Origin of the sequence: Sphingomonas sp. LM7 (assembly GCF_002002925.1) — a bacterium.
Lineage (GTDB): Bacteria > Pseudomonadota > Alphaproteobacteria > Sphingomonadales > Sphingomonadaceae > Sphingomonas.
Genome location: NZ_CP019511.1, coordinates 3,651,982 through 3,665,946, shown reverse-complemented (window position 1 = coordinate 3,665,946; position 13,965 = coordinate 3,651,982). Strand labels below are relative to the sequence as shown.

14 protein-coding genes are annotated in these 13,965 nt (G+C 67.1%); 3 read left to right on the top strand and 11 right to left on the bottom strand.

All coding sequences use genetic code 11. The annotated features are described in order from the left end of the window. The first annotated feature begins 121 nt into the window (after nt 1–121). Entirely contained in the window at nt 122–694 is a 573-nt protein-coding gene (locus BXU08_RS17065; RefSeq protein WP_077511142.1) for a DUF3617 family protein, read from the top strand. 45 nt (nt 695–739) lie between these two features. On the opposite strand, the gene BXU08_RS17060 is transcribed toward BXU08_RS17065, so the two are convergent. Together BXU08_RS17060 and BXU08_RS17055 are read right to left on the bottom strand one after the other, a co-directional pair. Beyond that, complete coding sequence (locus BXU08_RS17060; RefSeq protein ID WP_253190411.1) at nt 740–1,216, bottom strand: hypothetical protein; 477 nt, start codon at nt 1,214–1,216, stop codon at nt 740–742. Nucleotides 1,217–1,269: 53 nt separating this feature from the next. Next, nucleotides 1,270–2,430 (bottom strand): MBL fold metallo-hydrolase, encoded by a 1,161-nt coding sequence (locus BXU08_RS17055; protein WP_077511140.1) that lies wholly within the window; start codon nt 2,428–2,430, stop codon nt 1,270–1,272. 72 nt (nt 2,431–2,502) lie between these two features. On the opposite strand from BXU08_RS17055, the gene ligA reads away from it, so the two are divergent. Together ligA and BXU08_RS17045 are read left to right on the top strand one after the other, a co-directional pair. Next, on the top strand, nt 2,503–4,635 hold the full coding sequence (gene ligA, locus BXU08_RS17050; RefSeq protein WP_077511139.1) for an NAD-dependent DNA ligase LigA: 2,133 nt from the start codon (nt 2,503–2,505) through the stop codon (nt 4,633–4,635). Nucleotides 4,636–4,801: 166 nt separating this feature from the next. Further along, nucleotides 4,802–7,465 carry a TonB-dependent receptor gene (locus BXU08_RS17045; RefSeq protein ID WP_077511138.1) on the top strand — a complete coding sequence of 888 codons (2,664 nt, stop codon included), beginning with the start codon at nt 4,802–4,804 and terminating at the stop codon, nt 7,463–7,465. A 238-nt stretch (nt 7,466–7,703) separates the two neighbouring features. Here BXU08_RS17045 and BXU08_RS17040 read toward each other — a convergent pair whose 3' ends face one another. The 9 genes from BXU08_RS17040 to BXU08_RS17000 are packed head-to-tail and all read right to left on the bottom strand — an operon-like array spanning nt 7,704 to nt 13,934. After that, a complete protein-coding gene (locus BXU08_RS17040) occupies nt 7,704–8,171 on the bottom strand; it encodes a GreA/GreB family elongation factor (RefSeq protein WP_077511137.1) in 468 nt (155 codons plus the stop codon). Continuing rightward, the gene (gene mgrA, locus BXU08_RS17035; RefSeq protein WP_077511136.1) at nt 8,168–9,229 is read right to left on the bottom strand and encodes an L-glyceraldehyde 3-phosphate reductase; all 1,062 of its coding nucleotides are present in this window, start codon (nt 9,227–9,229) and stop codon (nt 8,168–8,170) included. Before mgrA ends, BXU08_RS17040 begins: the two co-directional genes overlap by 4 nt. 44 nt (nt 9,230–9,273) lie before the next feature. Then, the gene (locus BXU08_RS17030) at nt 9,274–9,624 is read right to left on the bottom strand and encodes an iron-sulfur cluster assembly accessory protein (protein WP_077511135.1); all 351 of its coding nucleotides are present in this window, start codon (nt 9,622–9,624) and stop codon (nt 9,274–9,276) included. Next, nucleotides 9,624–10,121: an SUF system Fe-S cluster assembly protein gene (locus BXU08_RS17025; RefSeq protein WP_077511134.1), complete on the bottom strand. Its 498-nt coding sequence runs from the start codon at nt 10,119–10,121 to the stop codon at nt 9,624–9,626. The genes BXU08_RS17030 and BXU08_RS17025 overlap by 1 nt, the downstream gene beginning before the upstream one ends. Continuing rightward, nucleotides 10,118–11,347 carry a cysteine desulfurase gene (locus tag BXU08_RS17020; RefSeq protein ID WP_171982559.1) on the bottom strand — a complete coding sequence of 410 codons (1,230 nt, stop codon included), beginning with the start codon at nt 11,345–11,347 and terminating at the stop codon, nt 10,118–10,120. The genes BXU08_RS17025 and BXU08_RS17020 overlap by 4 nt, the downstream gene beginning before the upstream one ends. Further along, nucleotides 11,326–12,408 (bottom strand): SufD family Fe-S cluster assembly protein, encoded by a 1,083-nt coding sequence (locus tag BXU08_RS17015; protein ID WP_171982558.1) that lies wholly within the window; start codon nt 12,406–12,408, stop codon nt 11,326–11,328. The genes BXU08_RS17020 and BXU08_RS17015 overlap by 22 nt, the downstream gene beginning before the upstream one ends. Before the next feature lie 37 nt (nt 12,409–12,445). After that, nucleotides 12,446–13,186 (bottom strand): Fe-S cluster assembly ATPase SufC, encoded by a 741-nt coding sequence (gene sufC, locus BXU08_RS17010; RefSeq protein WP_077511131.1) that lies wholly within the window; start codon nt 13,184–13,186, stop codon nt 12,446–12,448. After that, complete coding sequence (locus BXU08_RS17005; protein ID WP_077511130.1) at nt 13,186–13,512, bottom strand: hypothetical protein; 327 nt, start codon at nt 13,510–13,512, stop codon at nt 13,186–13,188. Before BXU08_RS17005 ends, sufC begins: the two co-directional genes overlap by 1 nt. Further along, nucleotides 13,509–13,934 carry a hypothetical protein gene (locus BXU08_RS17000; RefSeq protein WP_077511129.1) on the bottom strand — a complete coding sequence of 142 codons (426 nt, stop codon included), beginning with the start codon at nt 13,932–13,934 and terminating at the stop codon, nt 13,509–13,511. The genes BXU08_RS17005 and BXU08_RS17000 overlap by 4 nt, the downstream gene beginning before the upstream one ends. Between the last annotated feature and the right edge of the window lie 31 nt (nt 13,935–13,965).

The following is a 13,965-nucleotide window of genomic DNA, read 5'->3' as shown; positions in this document are numbered from 1 at the left end:
AGAGGGAAAGGGATGCCCGCTACGGTCGCGCTCCTGCTCCTTCCGGTCTGTAATCCCGTCCGGATTGCCATCCGCCGTCAATTCGGCTTTTGAGACCGGCAGAACCGAAGGGAATCTCGACATGCGCGCCACCATCGTCCTCGCAGCCACTGCCCTTGCGCTGGCGGGGTGCCAGTCCGCTGCGGAGAAGCATGCGGCGGAGACCGGCGAGATCGACGTCACCAATGCCAAGACCGACGAGGTCACCGGGCTGATCAAGGCGGCATCGGCCAAGACCGCGGTCCAGCCGGGGCTGTGGAAGGCGACGCTGACCATCGACGCAGTCGATGTCGGGCCGGGCGCAGACAATGCGCGGCAGCTGGAGATCGCCAAGGGGCTGGAGCGCGACGCAACCGAGTGCCGCACCGCCGAGCAATTGAAGCCCTTCGACATCGACAGACTGGAGAAGGCGGCGGGCGAATGCACCTTCATCCGCTATGTCGCCAAGGGCGGGAAGGTCGATGCGCGAATCCAGTGCAGCAAGCCCAACGCGCCGGTGACGACGATCGAGATCGCCGGCACCACCGGCGCGACCGGGTTCGACGTGACTACGCAGAACACGACCGGGGTGGCCGGGCGGCCGGGCTATTCGCTGGTCAAGATGCGCTCGACGGGGAGCCGGGTCGGCGAGTGCCCGGTCCAGGCGAAGGGATAAATCTCTGACGCCCCCTCCCCTGCAGGGAGCGGAGTTTCGCGGGGCTCAGCCGTCGCGCTGGCGGCGATAGGCGATGCGCCACATTGCCGCAGCGATCCCTGCGGCGAGCGCTGCGAGGATCGCGCTCGATGCCAGCGCGCTGAGCCAGCGGAACAGCCAGGTGCGGCTGTCGATCGCGGGCATGTCGAACAGTCCGAAGCCATAGGTCTGCGCACCGACGAAGATCATCATCGCAGTGAGCGCGCCGACGCCCGCGGCATGCCAGGCGCGGCGCAGGCCGGCGATGTGGAGCACCAGCCAGATCGGTCCGCCGACTGCAGTGATCGCGATGCCGGAGAACACGCTGCCGATCAGCCAGCCGGCCATCAGGCCGAGCGGATCGCGCTGGCCGCCGAGCAGCAGCAGCCCGAGCACGATGCCGCCGGCGAGCGCGCTGCCTGCGCCGAGCGCCAGTCCCGCGCGGTCGATCGTCGTGTCGTAGCGGCGCGGCAGGCGCATCGCGCGTCGATGGATCCGTTCCAATGCCCCTCTCCCCCGTGGCAGGGTACCCCGGTGGAGACCGCGCCTCAAGCCGGTCACCGGAAGGCGTCGAACCGGCCGCGGGCCGCGCACGCATCGACGCGGGCCATATCGGGCCGCGGCGGCAGCGCGCCGAGCGCGGGCACCTCGACCGAACCGCCGATCGCAAGCGGCGCGAAGTGCGCGGGATCGCTGCGCGCACAGGCCTGCATCGCGGCGAGCATCCGCGGCGGCGTATCATAGGCTTCGCGCGACAGGCGGAAGGTGCCCCAATGGATCGGCAGCGCGAAGGGGCGGCCAAGCCCCTCCCACACCTGGAGCGCATCGCGCGGGCCGATATGGCTGCCGCTCGCCATCTGGCCGTCCTCGAAGCGGAACGCGCCGATCGGGATGGCGGCGAAGCGGATCGGGCCCAACCCCGCGGCCTCGGCGGGCCATTTGCCGTCGCCCAGGCCGGTATCGCCGGCGAAGAAGACATTGCCGCCGGGAAGCTGGACGACGAAGCTCGACCACAGCGCGCGGTTGCGATCGGTGAACCAGCGGCTGTCCCAATGGTGGTTGCGGGTGACGGCGACGTTGATGCCGGGGCGGATCGCCAGCCGCCCGCCCCAATCAAGCGCGCGTGCGGGCACGCCGGCCTGGCCGATGACGCTGTCGTTGCCCAGGCTGGTGACGATCACCGGCTTGTCGCGCTGCCAGAGCCGGCGGAGCGTGGCGAGGTCCATATGGTCGTAGTGATTGTGGCTGACCAGGACGAGGTCGATCCTGGGCAGGCCCTCGAACCGGACGCCCGGTTCGGCGACGCGGCCTGGGCCGAAGCCGAACGGGCCGGCGCGGTCGCTCCACACCGGATCGGTGAGGATGTTGAGGCCGCTGGTCTGGATCAGGACGGTAGCGTGGCCGATCCAGGTGACGCGCATCGCCGTGCCTTCCACGCGCGCGGGGGGATTGGTGGGGGTGACCGCGACGCGCTCGGGCCAGGGCGGCTGAGTCGAGTCGCCGAAGATGCGGCGGAAGAGGAAGCCGGCGCGGCTGCCCTTCATGACGAGGCGATCGTCGTCGCCGTCGGGATTGAAGAAATATGCGCCGTCGAAATGCGCGCTCACCGGCCCGCGGTAATAGATGCGGTCGAGGAAATGCGGGGCGATGGTGGCCGCGAGGGCGAGGAGGACGATGGTCCATAACAGCCCGGCTAGGGCGAGCTTGAGCAGGCGCATGCCGCCTATCTCGCGACTGCGGCAAGCGCGTTCAAGCTTGATCGTTGCCCGCGCGCTTTCTAACCCGCTCGGATGACCGCGCCGCTGCCCCAGACTCCGGAAGATGCCGCCGCCGAGCTCGAAACGCTCGCAGGCCAGATTGCGCACCACAACAGCCGCTATCACGCCGAGGACGCGCCCGAGATCAGCGACGCCGATTTCGACGCGCTGATGCGGCGCAACACCGCGATCGAGGCGGCGTTTCCCGATCTGGTGCGCGGTGACTCGCCGTCGAAGAGCGTCGGCGCGGTGTCGAGCGGAAGGCTCGCCAAGGCCGCGCATGCGCAGCGGATGTTCAGCCTCGACAATGGCTTTTCGGACGAGGATGTCGCCGATTTCCTCGGGCGGGTGCGGCGGTTCCTCGCACTGCCCGAAAGCGAGCCGGTGACGCTGACCGCCGAACCCAAGATCGACGGGCTGTCGTGCTCGTTGCGCTATGTCGAGGGCAGGCTGGTGCAGGCGCTGACGCGCGGCGACGGGCTGGTCGGCGAGGACGTCACCGCCAATGTGCGCACGATCGGCGATATCCCGCAGGCGATCGCCGGGGCGCCCGCGGTGTTCGAGGTGCGCGGCGAAGTCTATATGGCGAAGGACGACTTCGCCGCACTCAACGCGCGGCTGCTCGCCGAGGCAGAGGGGACGGGCAAGGACGCGCGCCAGTTCGCCAACCCGCGCAACGCCGCGGCAGGATCGCTGCGCCAGAAGGACGCCGCGGTCACCGCGTCGCGGCCGCTGCGCTTTCTCGCCTGGGGCTGGGGCGAAGCGACTGCGCTGCCCGGCGAGACCCAGGTCGAAGTGATCCGAGCGATCGAGGCGATGGGATTTCCGGTCTCGGAGCTGTTCGTCGGGCCAGCCGATCTCGACGCGGCATTGGCGCAGTACAAGAAGATCGAGGCGCAGCGCGCCGACCTTGGGTTCGACATCGACGGCGTGGTCTACAAGATCGACCGGCTCGACTGGCAGGCGCGGCTGGGCTTTGTCGGGCGGGCGCCGCGCTGGGGGCTGGCGCATAAATTCCCTGCCGAGCGCGCGCAGACCACGCTGGAGCGGATCGACATCCAGGTCGGCCGCACCGGCAAGCTGACGCCCGTCGCGCGGCTCGAGCCGGTGACGGTGGGCGGAGTCGTCGTCACCAATGCGACGCTGCACAATGCCGACGAGATCGCGCGGCTCGGCGTCCGCCCCGGCGACCGGGTGATCCTCCAGCGTGCCGGCGACGTGATCCCGCAGATCGTCGAGAACCTGACGCGCGACGAAGTGCGCGATGCCTATGCCTTTCCCACCCGATGCCCGATCTGCGATTCCGAAGCGGTGGCCGAGGAAGGCGAAGTCGATGTCCGCTGCACGGGCGGGCTGATCTGCCCGGCGCAGCGGCTGGAGCGATTGAAGCATTTCGTCAGCCGCGGCGCGCTCGACATCGAGGGGCTGGGCGAGAAGACGCTCGCCGAGCTGCTCGACCTTGGCTGGATCGCCGAGCCCGCGGACATCTTCCGCCTGGCGACGTACCGCGAGGAACTCGTCGGGCGCGAGGGCTGGCAGGAAAAGTCGGTCGACGCGCTGCTCGCCGCGATCAAAGCCAAGCGCGCGCCCGACGCCGCGCGGCTGCTGTTCGGGCTCGGCATCCGCCACACCGGCGCGATCACCGCGCGCGACCTGCTCAAGCGCTATACGACGCTCGGCGCTGTCCAGGCACTCGCGGATCAGATCATCGCGCTGCGCGACGCCACGCCCGCGGTGATCGGCGAAAGCGAGACCAAGCACCGCGCAAGGCTCGACAAGGCAATCGCCGAGCATATCGGCGTCGAGAATGTCGGCGGCGCAGTCGGCCACGCGCTGGCCGACTTTTTCCACGAGCCGCACAATCGCGATGCCTGGAACGACTTGCTCGCCGAGGTTTCGCCCCCCCCTTACATCGTCGAGACACGGGCTTCGGAAGTCACCGGCATGACGCTGGTGTTCACCGGCAGCCTGGAGACGCTGAGTCGCGACGAGGCCAAGGCGCAGGCCGAATCGCTGGGCGCTCGAGTCGCCGGATCGGTGTCTGCGAAGACCGATATGGTAATCGCCGGGCCGGGCGCCGGGTCGAAGCTCAAAAAGGCAGCTGAGCTGGGTATCCGTGTGATTTCAGAGGAAGAATGGTGCACTCTGGTCGCTGCGGTTAAGTGACTTTTTTGCAACGCAGCAAATGAATCAAACGTTACCAACAGCTTGGTATGCCCACGAAGATTGACTGTCATCGCTTCGACATAAATGAATTCCATGGGCGGCCCGGACGGTGAACCGCACCGCGTGACTCAGTGCATCCGAGCACACCGAAAGGGACATTCTTTAAATGCGCACCAAGCTTTTTGCGGGCGTGGCTTTTGCCGCGCTGATGATTCCAGCCAGCGCCTTCGCGCAGTCGTCGGGCACGATCGACGCCGAAGAAGGCACCGAGATCGTCGTCACCGGCAGCCGCGTCAACAACGGCGTTGACGGCATCCTGGTTCCCGACACGTCGAAGGCCAAGGGCGTGCTGACGCAGGAATTCATCCAGCGCCAGGCACCCGGTCAGTCGGTCAACGACGTGATCAACCAGCTTCCCGGCGTCAGCTTCCAGAACAACGATCCGTTCGGCTCGTCGGGCGGCACGCTCACGATCCGTGGCTTCGATTCGAGCCGCATCAGCCAGACCTTCGACGGCGTTCCGCTGAACGACTCGGGCAACTATGCGATCTATTCGAACCAGCAGCTCGATCCCGAGCTGATCGAGCAGGTCAACGTCAACCTCGGCACGACCGACATCGACAGCCCGACCGCAGGCGCGACCGGATCGACCGTCAACTATCGTACGCGTCTTCCCGGCCAGGACTTCGGCGTGAAGCTCTCGGGCTCGGTCGGCGACTTCGACTTCTTCCGCATCTTCGGCATGGTCGATACCGGCGAGTTCACGTCGTTCGGCACGCGCGCCTTCTTCGCCGCGAGCACCGCGCGCAACCGTTCGCCGTTCAATGCGGACGCGAAGGTCGAGAAGCAGCAGTATAACGGCCGCCTGTATCAGCCGATCGGCTCGAACGGCGACTTCATCTCGATCGCCGGCCACTACAACGAGAACCGCAACAACTTCCAGGGTTCGGTGCCGCTGCGTACCGACACCGCGGCAGTGACCGGCGGCCGCGTTGTCGGCCCGGCAAGCACCAACCGCTTCCCGATCACCACCGACGAGCGCGAATACACCGTGGCGTCGTGCACGATCACCAACACCCAGCGTCCGGGCGTGGTCGATGCGGCCAACACCTGCGGCTCGATCTTCGACGAGCGCTTCAACCCGTCGAACACCGGCAACATCCGCGTCGGTTCGCGCTTCACGCTTGCCGATGGCCTGACGCTCTATGTCGATCCGAGCTACCAGTATGTGAAGGCGAATGGCGGCGGCACCACTGTCGGCCAGGAAGCGCGTCGCGACGTGTTCCCGGGCGGCGGCACCGCCAACTGCAACACCACCGCGAACAGCGCGACGGTGAGCTGCCAGACCGGTTACATCGGCGGCGTCCCGTATTTCGGCCGTGACCTCAACGGCGACGGCGATCTGCTCGACACCGTTCGCCTGGTCACGCCAAGCCAGACCCAGACGCACCGTCTCGGCCTGATCGCTTCGCTGCGCTACGAGATCAGCCCGACCCAGACCGTCCGCCTGGCCTATACCTATGACCGTGCGCGTCATCGCCAGACCGGCGAGACCGGCTTCCTGCAGTTCAACGGCAAGCCGTTCGACGTCTTCCCGGTCAACGACGGGATCGTCGACGCCAATGGCCGCGTGCTCCAGAAGCGCGACCGTCTGTCGTTCGCGATCCTGCACAAGGTCGCGGCCGAGTATAACGGCGACTTCTTCGACGACACGGTGCACATCACCGCGGGTCTCGGCCTGCCGTTCCTCAAGCGCAACCTGACCAACTATTGCGCCACGTCGAGCGCAGCCGGTTTCGTCGAGTGCTTCACCGACGACAGCGCGGCGCAGGCGGCATATCTTGCGGGCGCACCCGCCCAGACCGTTCCGGGCGTGGGCACCTTCGCGATCCAGGGCCCGCAGCAGCGCGTCCTGAACTACAAGAAGGCGCTTCCGAGCATCGGCTATGTCGCCGACATCAGCAGCAACTTCTCGCTGTTCGGCAACTATTCGAAGAGCATCCAGGTCCCCGGCACGGACAACCTCTACAACTCGTTCTACTTCCCGGTGACGGCGGAGCAGGCGAACCCGAAGCCGGAGACCACCGACAACTTCGATACCGGCATCCGCTATCGTTCGTCGCAGGTGCAGGCGCAGGTCGTTGCCTGGTACACCGACTATAACAACCGTCTCGCACAGGCCTATGACGTGGAGCTCGAGCGTTCGATCTACCGCAACCTGGGCAAGGTGAAGAAGTTCGGTTTCGACGGCTCGATCGCCTTCCAGCCGATCCGCGAGTTCAGCGTCTATGCCTTCGGTTCGTACCTCGACTCGGAGATCCAGAACGACGTGGTTGTCGGCCGCACCACCGCAGCCGGTCCGCTGGGCCCGATCGGTTCGCCGATCTACGCCCCGACCGCCGGCAAGCGTGAAGCGGGTTCGCCCGTCTACACCTTCGGCGGTGGCGCACAGGGGTCGCTCGGTCCGGTCGATCTCGGCGTCAACGTCAAGCGCACCGGCCCGCGCTATGTCTACGACACCAACCAGCCGGTGCAGGCGATCGTCGCCGGCACGACCTATGAAGTCTATGGCGCCAAGACCCCGGCCTACACGCTGGTCGATCTCAACGCGCGGGTCGGCCTCGAATGGGCTGGCCTGAACAAGAACACCTTCTTCCAGCTCAACGTCCTCAACGTGTTCGACGAGCTGTTCGTGGGTGGCTTCTCGGGCAACCTCAACCAGGGTCCGACCTTCAGCCCGACCGGCGCGATCACGAACTACGGCACTGCGCCGAACTCGCAGATCGGCTATCCGCGCACCTTCATCGGTTCGCTGGTGGTGGGCTTCTAAAGTCCTACGTCGAATACTCGAACGAAGCCGCCGCCCCGGGAAACCGGGGCGGCGGTTTTCGTTTGTGCGGAGGAGATTGGCGAGGATTGCTCGGCCCGTGCTGTACCCCGGCGAAGGCCGGGCCAGATGCGATGCGCTCCGAGGGGAGAAACCCGACTCCGCGGGTTCGTCGGACCTTCGCCCCGGCCTTCGCCGGGGTACAAACTGCGTCAAACAGGCCGCACGCCGACTTGGCAGTTCAGTTCGGGATGGCGGAGACTTCGAGGATCTCGATCGCTTCGGCGCGGCCATTGAAATCGATGCGCTCGCCTTCTTCGGTGCCAAGCAGCGCATTTGCGAGCGGCGCCGAGAAGGCGAGCCGATCGGCATGCGGGTCGGCTTCGTCGTTGCCGACAACGTCGATCACCCGCTCCTTGCCGGCCAGCCGGATGCGGACGCGCGAGCCGATGCCGACCACGCCTTCTTCCGGCGGCGGCGCGATCTCGGCGGTGGTGCGGCGCGTGTTCCAGTAGCGCAGCTCGCGCCGGAGCACTTCGCGCGGCTCGTCTTCGGCCTCGGCGGCGATTGCCGCTTCGAGCTCGACGACCTTCGCTTCGGTCAGCGCAAGGCCGCGCGCGGTGACGAGGTTCGGTCCCGCGGGCAGCGGGATCTCGAACTTGGGTTCCTTATGTTCCTCGTCACTCTCGCGACGGAAGGCGACGCTCATCTTTGGGGCAGATCCTCAAGCGTGGATGATACCTTCCAAAGATCGATGGCGCCTTCGGTTGCATGAGTGTCGATTTCGGCGAGTTCTTCGGCGCTGAAATCGAGGTTGTTCACTGCGTCGAGCGAATCGTCGAGCTGCTGCACCGTGCGCGCGCCGACCAGCGCCGAAGTGACGCGCGGATCGCGCAGCACCCAGGCGATCGCCATCTGGGCGAGCGTCTGGCCGCGCTTCGCCGCAATGTCGTTGAGCGCGCGGATGCGGGCGAGATTCTCGTCCGACAGCAATTGCTGGCTGAGCGAACCGCTCCTGGCGGCGCGGGCATCCTCGGGAACGCCCTTGAGGTACTTCGACGTCAGCATGCCCTGGGCGAGCGGCGAAAAGGCGATGCAGCCGGTGCCAAGATCGCCGAGCGTGTCGAGCAATTCGCCTTCGACCCAGCGATTGAGCATCGAATAGCTCGGCTGGTGGATGAGCAGCGGCACCTTGTAGTCGGCGAGGATCGCCGCGGCCTGGCGAGTCAGCTCAGGCGAATAGCTCGATATGCCGACGTATAATGCCTTGCCCTGCTGGTGGATGTGGGCGAGCGCGCCCATCGTCTCTTCGAGCGGTGTCCTGGGATCGACGCGGTGCGAATAAAAGATGTCGACATAATCGAGCCCCATCCGCTTGAGGCTCTGGTCGCACGAGGCGATGAGATATTTCCGGCTGCCGCCGACGTCGCCATACGGCCCGGGCCACATGTCCCAGCCCGCCTTGGTCGAGACGATCAGCTCGTCGCGGTGTGCGGCGAAATCGGCCGCCATGACGCGGCCGAAATTCTCCTCGGCCGAGCCATAGGGCGGGCCGTAATTGTTGGCGAGATCGAAATGGGTGACGCCGCGGTCGAACGCGCGGCGCAGCATCGCCCGGCCGGTCTCGAACACATCGGTGCCGCCGAAATTCTGCCAGAGGCCGAGGCTGATCGCGGGCAGGTCGAGCCCCGAGCGGCCGGTGCGGCGATAGGGCATGCGGCCGTCATAGCGAGCGGGATCGGCGGTCCAGGGCTGCGGATAGGGCATCGTCACTCTCCGATAGGTTCGAAGAGCGCCCTATGCCCCGCGGGTCAGACGGTAAAGCTCTCGCCGCAGCCGCAGCTGCCCTTGGCATTCGGGTTCTGGAAGGTGAAGCCGGCAGTGAAATCGTCCTCGACCCAGTCCATCGTCGAGCCGACGAGGTAGAGCACCGAGGCGCCATCGACGAAGAACGTCCCGCCGGGAGTCTCGATGCGCTCGTCGAAGGGGGCAGCCTCGCTGACGTAATCGACCGAATAGGCCAGCCCCGAACAGCCGCGGCGCGGGGTGGAGAGCTTGACGCCGACCGTGCCTTCGGGCGCCTTGGCCATCAGCGCGGCGATGCGGGCATGCGCGCGCTCGGTAAGGTTGAGCGCGGCGGGGCGTTCGCGGACGCTGGCCATCACAACATCCCCAGTTCGAGCTTGGCGTCGTCGGTCATCTTCTGCGGGTCCCAGGGCGGATCCCAGACGAGATTGACTTCGGCATGGCCGATCCCGGGCACCGAACCGACGCGCAGTTCGACTTCGCCAGGCATCGATTCGGCCACCGGGCAGTGCGGGGTGGTGAGCGTCATCTGGACCGAGGCATGGCCGTCGGCGGTGATGTCGACGCCGTAGATCAGCCCGAGATCGTAGATGTTCACCGGGATCTCGGGATCGTAGATCTCCTTGAGCGCAGTGATCACCGATTCGTAGAGTTCGCCGCCCGGCTCGCCGGCCGGGTGCGGCTCGGGCTTCTGCTGGAGGAAGCCGGTCAGATAGTCGCGCTTGCGCTCGAAGGTTTCGGTCACACCCCCGGCCGGTCCCTCGGCCGGCGCATCAAATGCCTCGACGCGCGCCTTGGGCGGCGCCTCGACGGCATCGACTTGCTCGACTGCGATTTTGCGTTCCTCGTTCACCCGAAAATCCTCGTCACGCGTTCGATACCCTTGACCAGCGCGGCGATGTCGTCCGCGCCATTATACACTCCGAAGCTCGCCCGCGCCGTCGCCGGCACGCCCAGCGCGTCCATCAGCGGCTGGGCGCAATGGTGGCCGGCGCGGATCGCGACATTGCCTTCGTCCAAGATGGTGGCGACATCGTGCGGATGCACCCCCTCGACGGCGAAGCTGACGATTCCGGCGCTGTCGTCCGGGCCGAACAGGCGGACGCTGTTGATCTGCGACAGGGCATCGCGCGCCTGGGTGACCAACGCGGTCTCGTGGGCGTGGATACGCTCGAGCCCGATGCCTTCGACATAGTCCACCGCCGCATGCAGCCCGAGCACGCCGACGATGTGCGGGGTCCCCGCCTCGAAGCGGCCGGGGGGCGGGGCGTAGGTGGTCCTGGCAAAGGTGACGCGGTCGATCATCGATCCGCCGCCCTGATAGGGGGGCATCGCGTCGAGCAGCTCGTACCGCCCCCAGAGCACGCCGATCCCGGTGGGGCCGTAGAGCTTGTGGCCCGAGAACACGTAGAAGTCGCAGCCGATCTCGGCGACGTCGACCGGCAGCCGCGGTACGGCCTGGCAGCCGTCGAGCAGGATCTTGGCGCCGACCGAATGGGCAATCTCGGTGGCGCGCCTGGCGTCGAGCACCGAGCCGAGCACGTTGGAGACATGCGCGAGCGCGACAAGCTTGTGCGCGGGGGTGATCATTGCGGCCATCGCGTCGAGATCGATGCGATGGTCGGGCGTCAGCGGGATCACGTCGATCTCGGCGCCGACGCGCTCGGCGACCATCTGCCAGGGCACGATGTTCGAATGATGCTCGAGCGTCGAAAGCAGGATGCGGTCACCGGCCTTGAGCTGGGTGCCGGCCCAGCATTGGGCGACGAGGTTGATCCCCTCGGTAGCGCCGCGGACGAAAATGGTCTCGTTCGGCTGGGCGCCGATGAACCTGGCCACCCGCTCGCGCGCGGCCTCGAACGCCAAGGTCATGTCGGCCGAGCGCTGGTAGACACCGCGATGGACGGTGGCATAGGTCTCGCCATAGCCGCGGGCGATCGCGTCGAGCACCGGCTTGGGCTTTTGCGAGGTCGCCGCGGTGTCGAGATACGCCCAGCCTGCCGGGATCGCCGGGAAATCGGCGAGCAGGTCGAGCGGGCGGGTGTCGGTGGTTACGCTCACAGCGCAGCCTCCAGCCATTTCTCGGCATCGGCCTCGAACGCCGCGCGAACTGCTTCCTCACCGATCCGCGCCATAGATTCGGCGACGAAGGCGTGGGTGAGTAGTGCCTTGGCGCGGGGTTCGGGGACGCCGCGGCTCTGGAGGTAGAACAGCGCGCGCTTGTCGAGTTCGCCGACTGTCGCGCCGTGCGCGCATTTTACGTCGTCGGCGAAGATTTCGAGCTCGGGCTTCAAATTCACCGTCGCGCCGCGTTCGAGCAGCAGCCCGCGCAGCGACTGCTCGCCATCGGTCTGCTGGGCGGCGCGGGCGACTTCGACACGCGCCGCAAGGCTCACCGTCGAGCGGTTGGCCGCCACCGCGCGCCACAATTGCCGCGAACTGCCTTCGACTGCCTCGTGACGCACCGTGACTGCGGATTCCTGCTTCTGCGTGCCCGAGGTCAGCAAGGCGCCGCCCATTTCGGCAAACGCGCCCTTGCCGGTGAGGGTCAGTGCGCCGTCGATGCGGCTGCCCATCCCGCCGGCGCCCAGGAAGATCGAGACCAGGCTCGCGGCCTCGCCGATCGTTGCCTCGTCGCGGATCGAGACGAAGCCATCGGCCTGGAGCAAGCGCACCGAGCGCATCAGCCGCGCACCGCGGGCGAGCGCAATCTGAGTGATGCGGTTGGCCCAGCCCGAGCCCGCATAGGTCTCCACCACCGATGCGACTGCGTCCTCGGCCATCGTGATCCGCGCGGGGACATGGCTTTCGCCGCCCGAGCCGAGATGAACGATCTGGATGCCGGTAACCGCGGCCTGTGCGTCGAGCGACAGCACCCAGCCCTCCCCTTCGGCCATGCCGCCCAGCGGGTGTGCGGTCTCGGGCGCGAACCGCGCGACCTCGACCGGGCCGGGACGGCTATGCGCGGGCTCGAATACGCCGTCGACGAAGAGCAGGCGCGGGCCTTCGATGTCGAGGAAGAGCTCGGCGGGCTTGATCCCGGCGTCGCGCGGTTCGGCAGCAGCCGCGGCGCGCAGCGCCTGCATGTCCGCCCAGCGCCACTCCTCAAGGCGCGGTGTGGGGAGGTCGAGGACAGTCACGGGCGCGCCCTCTTTGCGTCTTCTGCGCGAAGCATGCTCACGCCGCCACCCCATAGCCTTCGCGCTCGAGCTGCTGCGCGAGTTCGGCGCCGCCGGTGCGGGTGATGCGGCCGGCTTCGAGGACATGGACGAAGTCCGGCTTCACATAGTCGAGCAGCCGCTGGTAATGGGTGATCAGGATCACGGCCTTGTCGGGCGCGCGCATGATCCGGTTGATCCCGTCGCCGACGGCCTTGAGCGCATCGATGTCGAGGCCGCTGTCGGTCTCGTCGAGGATCGCCAGCTTGGGGCCGATGATGCCCATCTGGACCATCTCGTTGCGCTTCTTCTCGCCGCCCGAAAAGCCGACATTGACCGGGCGCTTGAGCATTTCCTGGTCCATGCCCAGCGCGTCGGCCTGAGCGCGCGCGAGCTTGAGGAATTCGCCGCCCGAAAGCGGTGCCTCGCCGCGCGCGCGGCGCTGGCTGTTGAGCGCCTCGCGGAGGAACTGGACGTTGGAGATGCCGGGGATCTCGACGGGATATTGAAAGCCGAGGAACAGCCCCGCCGCGGCGCGCTCGTGCGCGCTCATCTCGAGCAAGTCAGCGCCGTCCAGAGTCGCGCTGCCGCCGGTCGGCTCATAGCCGGGGCGCCCGCCCAGCACATAGCCGAGCGTCGACTTGCCGGCGCCATTGGGCCCCATGATCGCGTGGATCTCGCCTGCGTTCACGGCGAGGCTGAGCCCCTTGAGGATTTCCTTGCCGTCGATTTCGGCACGGAGGTCGGTGATGTTGAGCATTATTCCTGTTCTTTCTGGGCAATCTGGGCACGCGCATAAGCGACCAATTGCGGACGGACGCATGCGCGGATCGGCTCGACACCGCGCAGTCCGGTCCGCGCGCACGCGACCGTCGTCTCGCAAGCGGTGCGATCGAAATCGGCATCGCCGCTGCTTTTCGAGACCGAACACGCACGGACGCGGCGCTTCCAGTCATATTTCAAGCGGACCTTCATGCCGGTCATCCGCGCCTGCACGACGATTTCCTCCGCGGGCGAGTCCGCCGCAGCCGGCGCATCCTGTGCGAGCGGTGCCGACAGCATCGCGGCGGCGAGCAGCAGACTCACAGCGGGACCGTCAGCAGCGTGATCCGTGTCAGCGGCTCGGGCGCATTGTACGCATCGACGCGGCCGCCCTCGGGGAGCTCCCAGATGATCTTGTACTGCTTGGGCTGGACAATCGCGGCCGATACATCGCCTTCGACCGAGTCCAGGATCGCCTGCATCCGGCCCCACCAGCGCTTGTTGACCGGACGATCGCCGACCGTGATCCGACCCTGGGTGAAATCACCCTCGACGAAGGCGCGGCAGCCCTTGACGGCGTCCGCCACCTTGGCGGCGCGCGCCGCTTCCTCGGCCGGCGCGACGCCGACCTGGCGGACGATGCAGCGGGCATGGCGCGTGGCGATACCGATCTGCGGGACACTGTCGACGGCGACGCCGCCGCCGGCCTGGGCTGCGGCAAGCGCGAGCAACGTTGCGAACATCATCTCAATACTCCCAGGGGCGCGAACGCTGGCC

Bases quoted from the DNA above. Each gene is read 5' to 3' on its own strand.
- BXU08_RS17065 (WP_077511142.1), top strand. From the start codon at position 122: ATGCGCGCCACCATCGTCCTCGCAGCCACTGCCCTTGCGCTGGCGGGG.
- BXU08_RS17055 (WP_077511140.1), bottom strand. From the start codon at position 2,430: ATGCGCCTGCTCAAGCTCGCCCTAGCCGGGCTGTTATGGACCATCGTC.
- ligA (WP_077511139.1), top strand. From the start codon at position 2,503: ATGACCGCGCCGCTGCCCCAGACTCCGGAAGATGCCGCCGCCGAGCTC.
- BXU08_RS17045 (WP_077511138.1), top strand. From the start codon at position 4,802: ATGCGCACCAAGCTTTTTGCGGGCGTGGCTTTTGCCGCGCTGATGATT.
- BXU08_RS17040 (WP_077511137.1), bottom strand. From the start codon at position 8,171: ATGAGCGTCGCCTTCCGTCGCGAGAGTGACGAGGAACATAAGGAACCC.
- mgrA (WP_077511136.1), bottom strand. From the start codon at position 9,229: ATGCCCTATCCGCAGCCCTGGACCGCCGATCCCGCTCGCTATGACGGC.
- BXU08_RS17030 (WP_077511135.1), bottom strand. From the start codon at position 9,624: ATGGCCAGCGTCCGCGAACGCCCCGCCGCGCTCAACCTTACCGAGCGC.
- BXU08_RS17020 (WP_171982559.1), bottom strand. From the start codon at position 11,347: ATGGCTGGAGGCTGCGCTGTGAGCGTAACCACCGACACCCGCCCGCTC.
- sufC (WP_077511131.1), bottom strand. From the start codon at position 13,186: ATGCTCAACATCACCGACCTCCGTGCCGAAATCGACGGCAAGGAAATC.
- BXU08_RS17000 (WP_077511129.1), bottom strand. From the start codon at position 13,934: ATGATGTTCGCAACGTTGCTCGCGCTTGCCGCAGCCCAGGCCGGCGGC.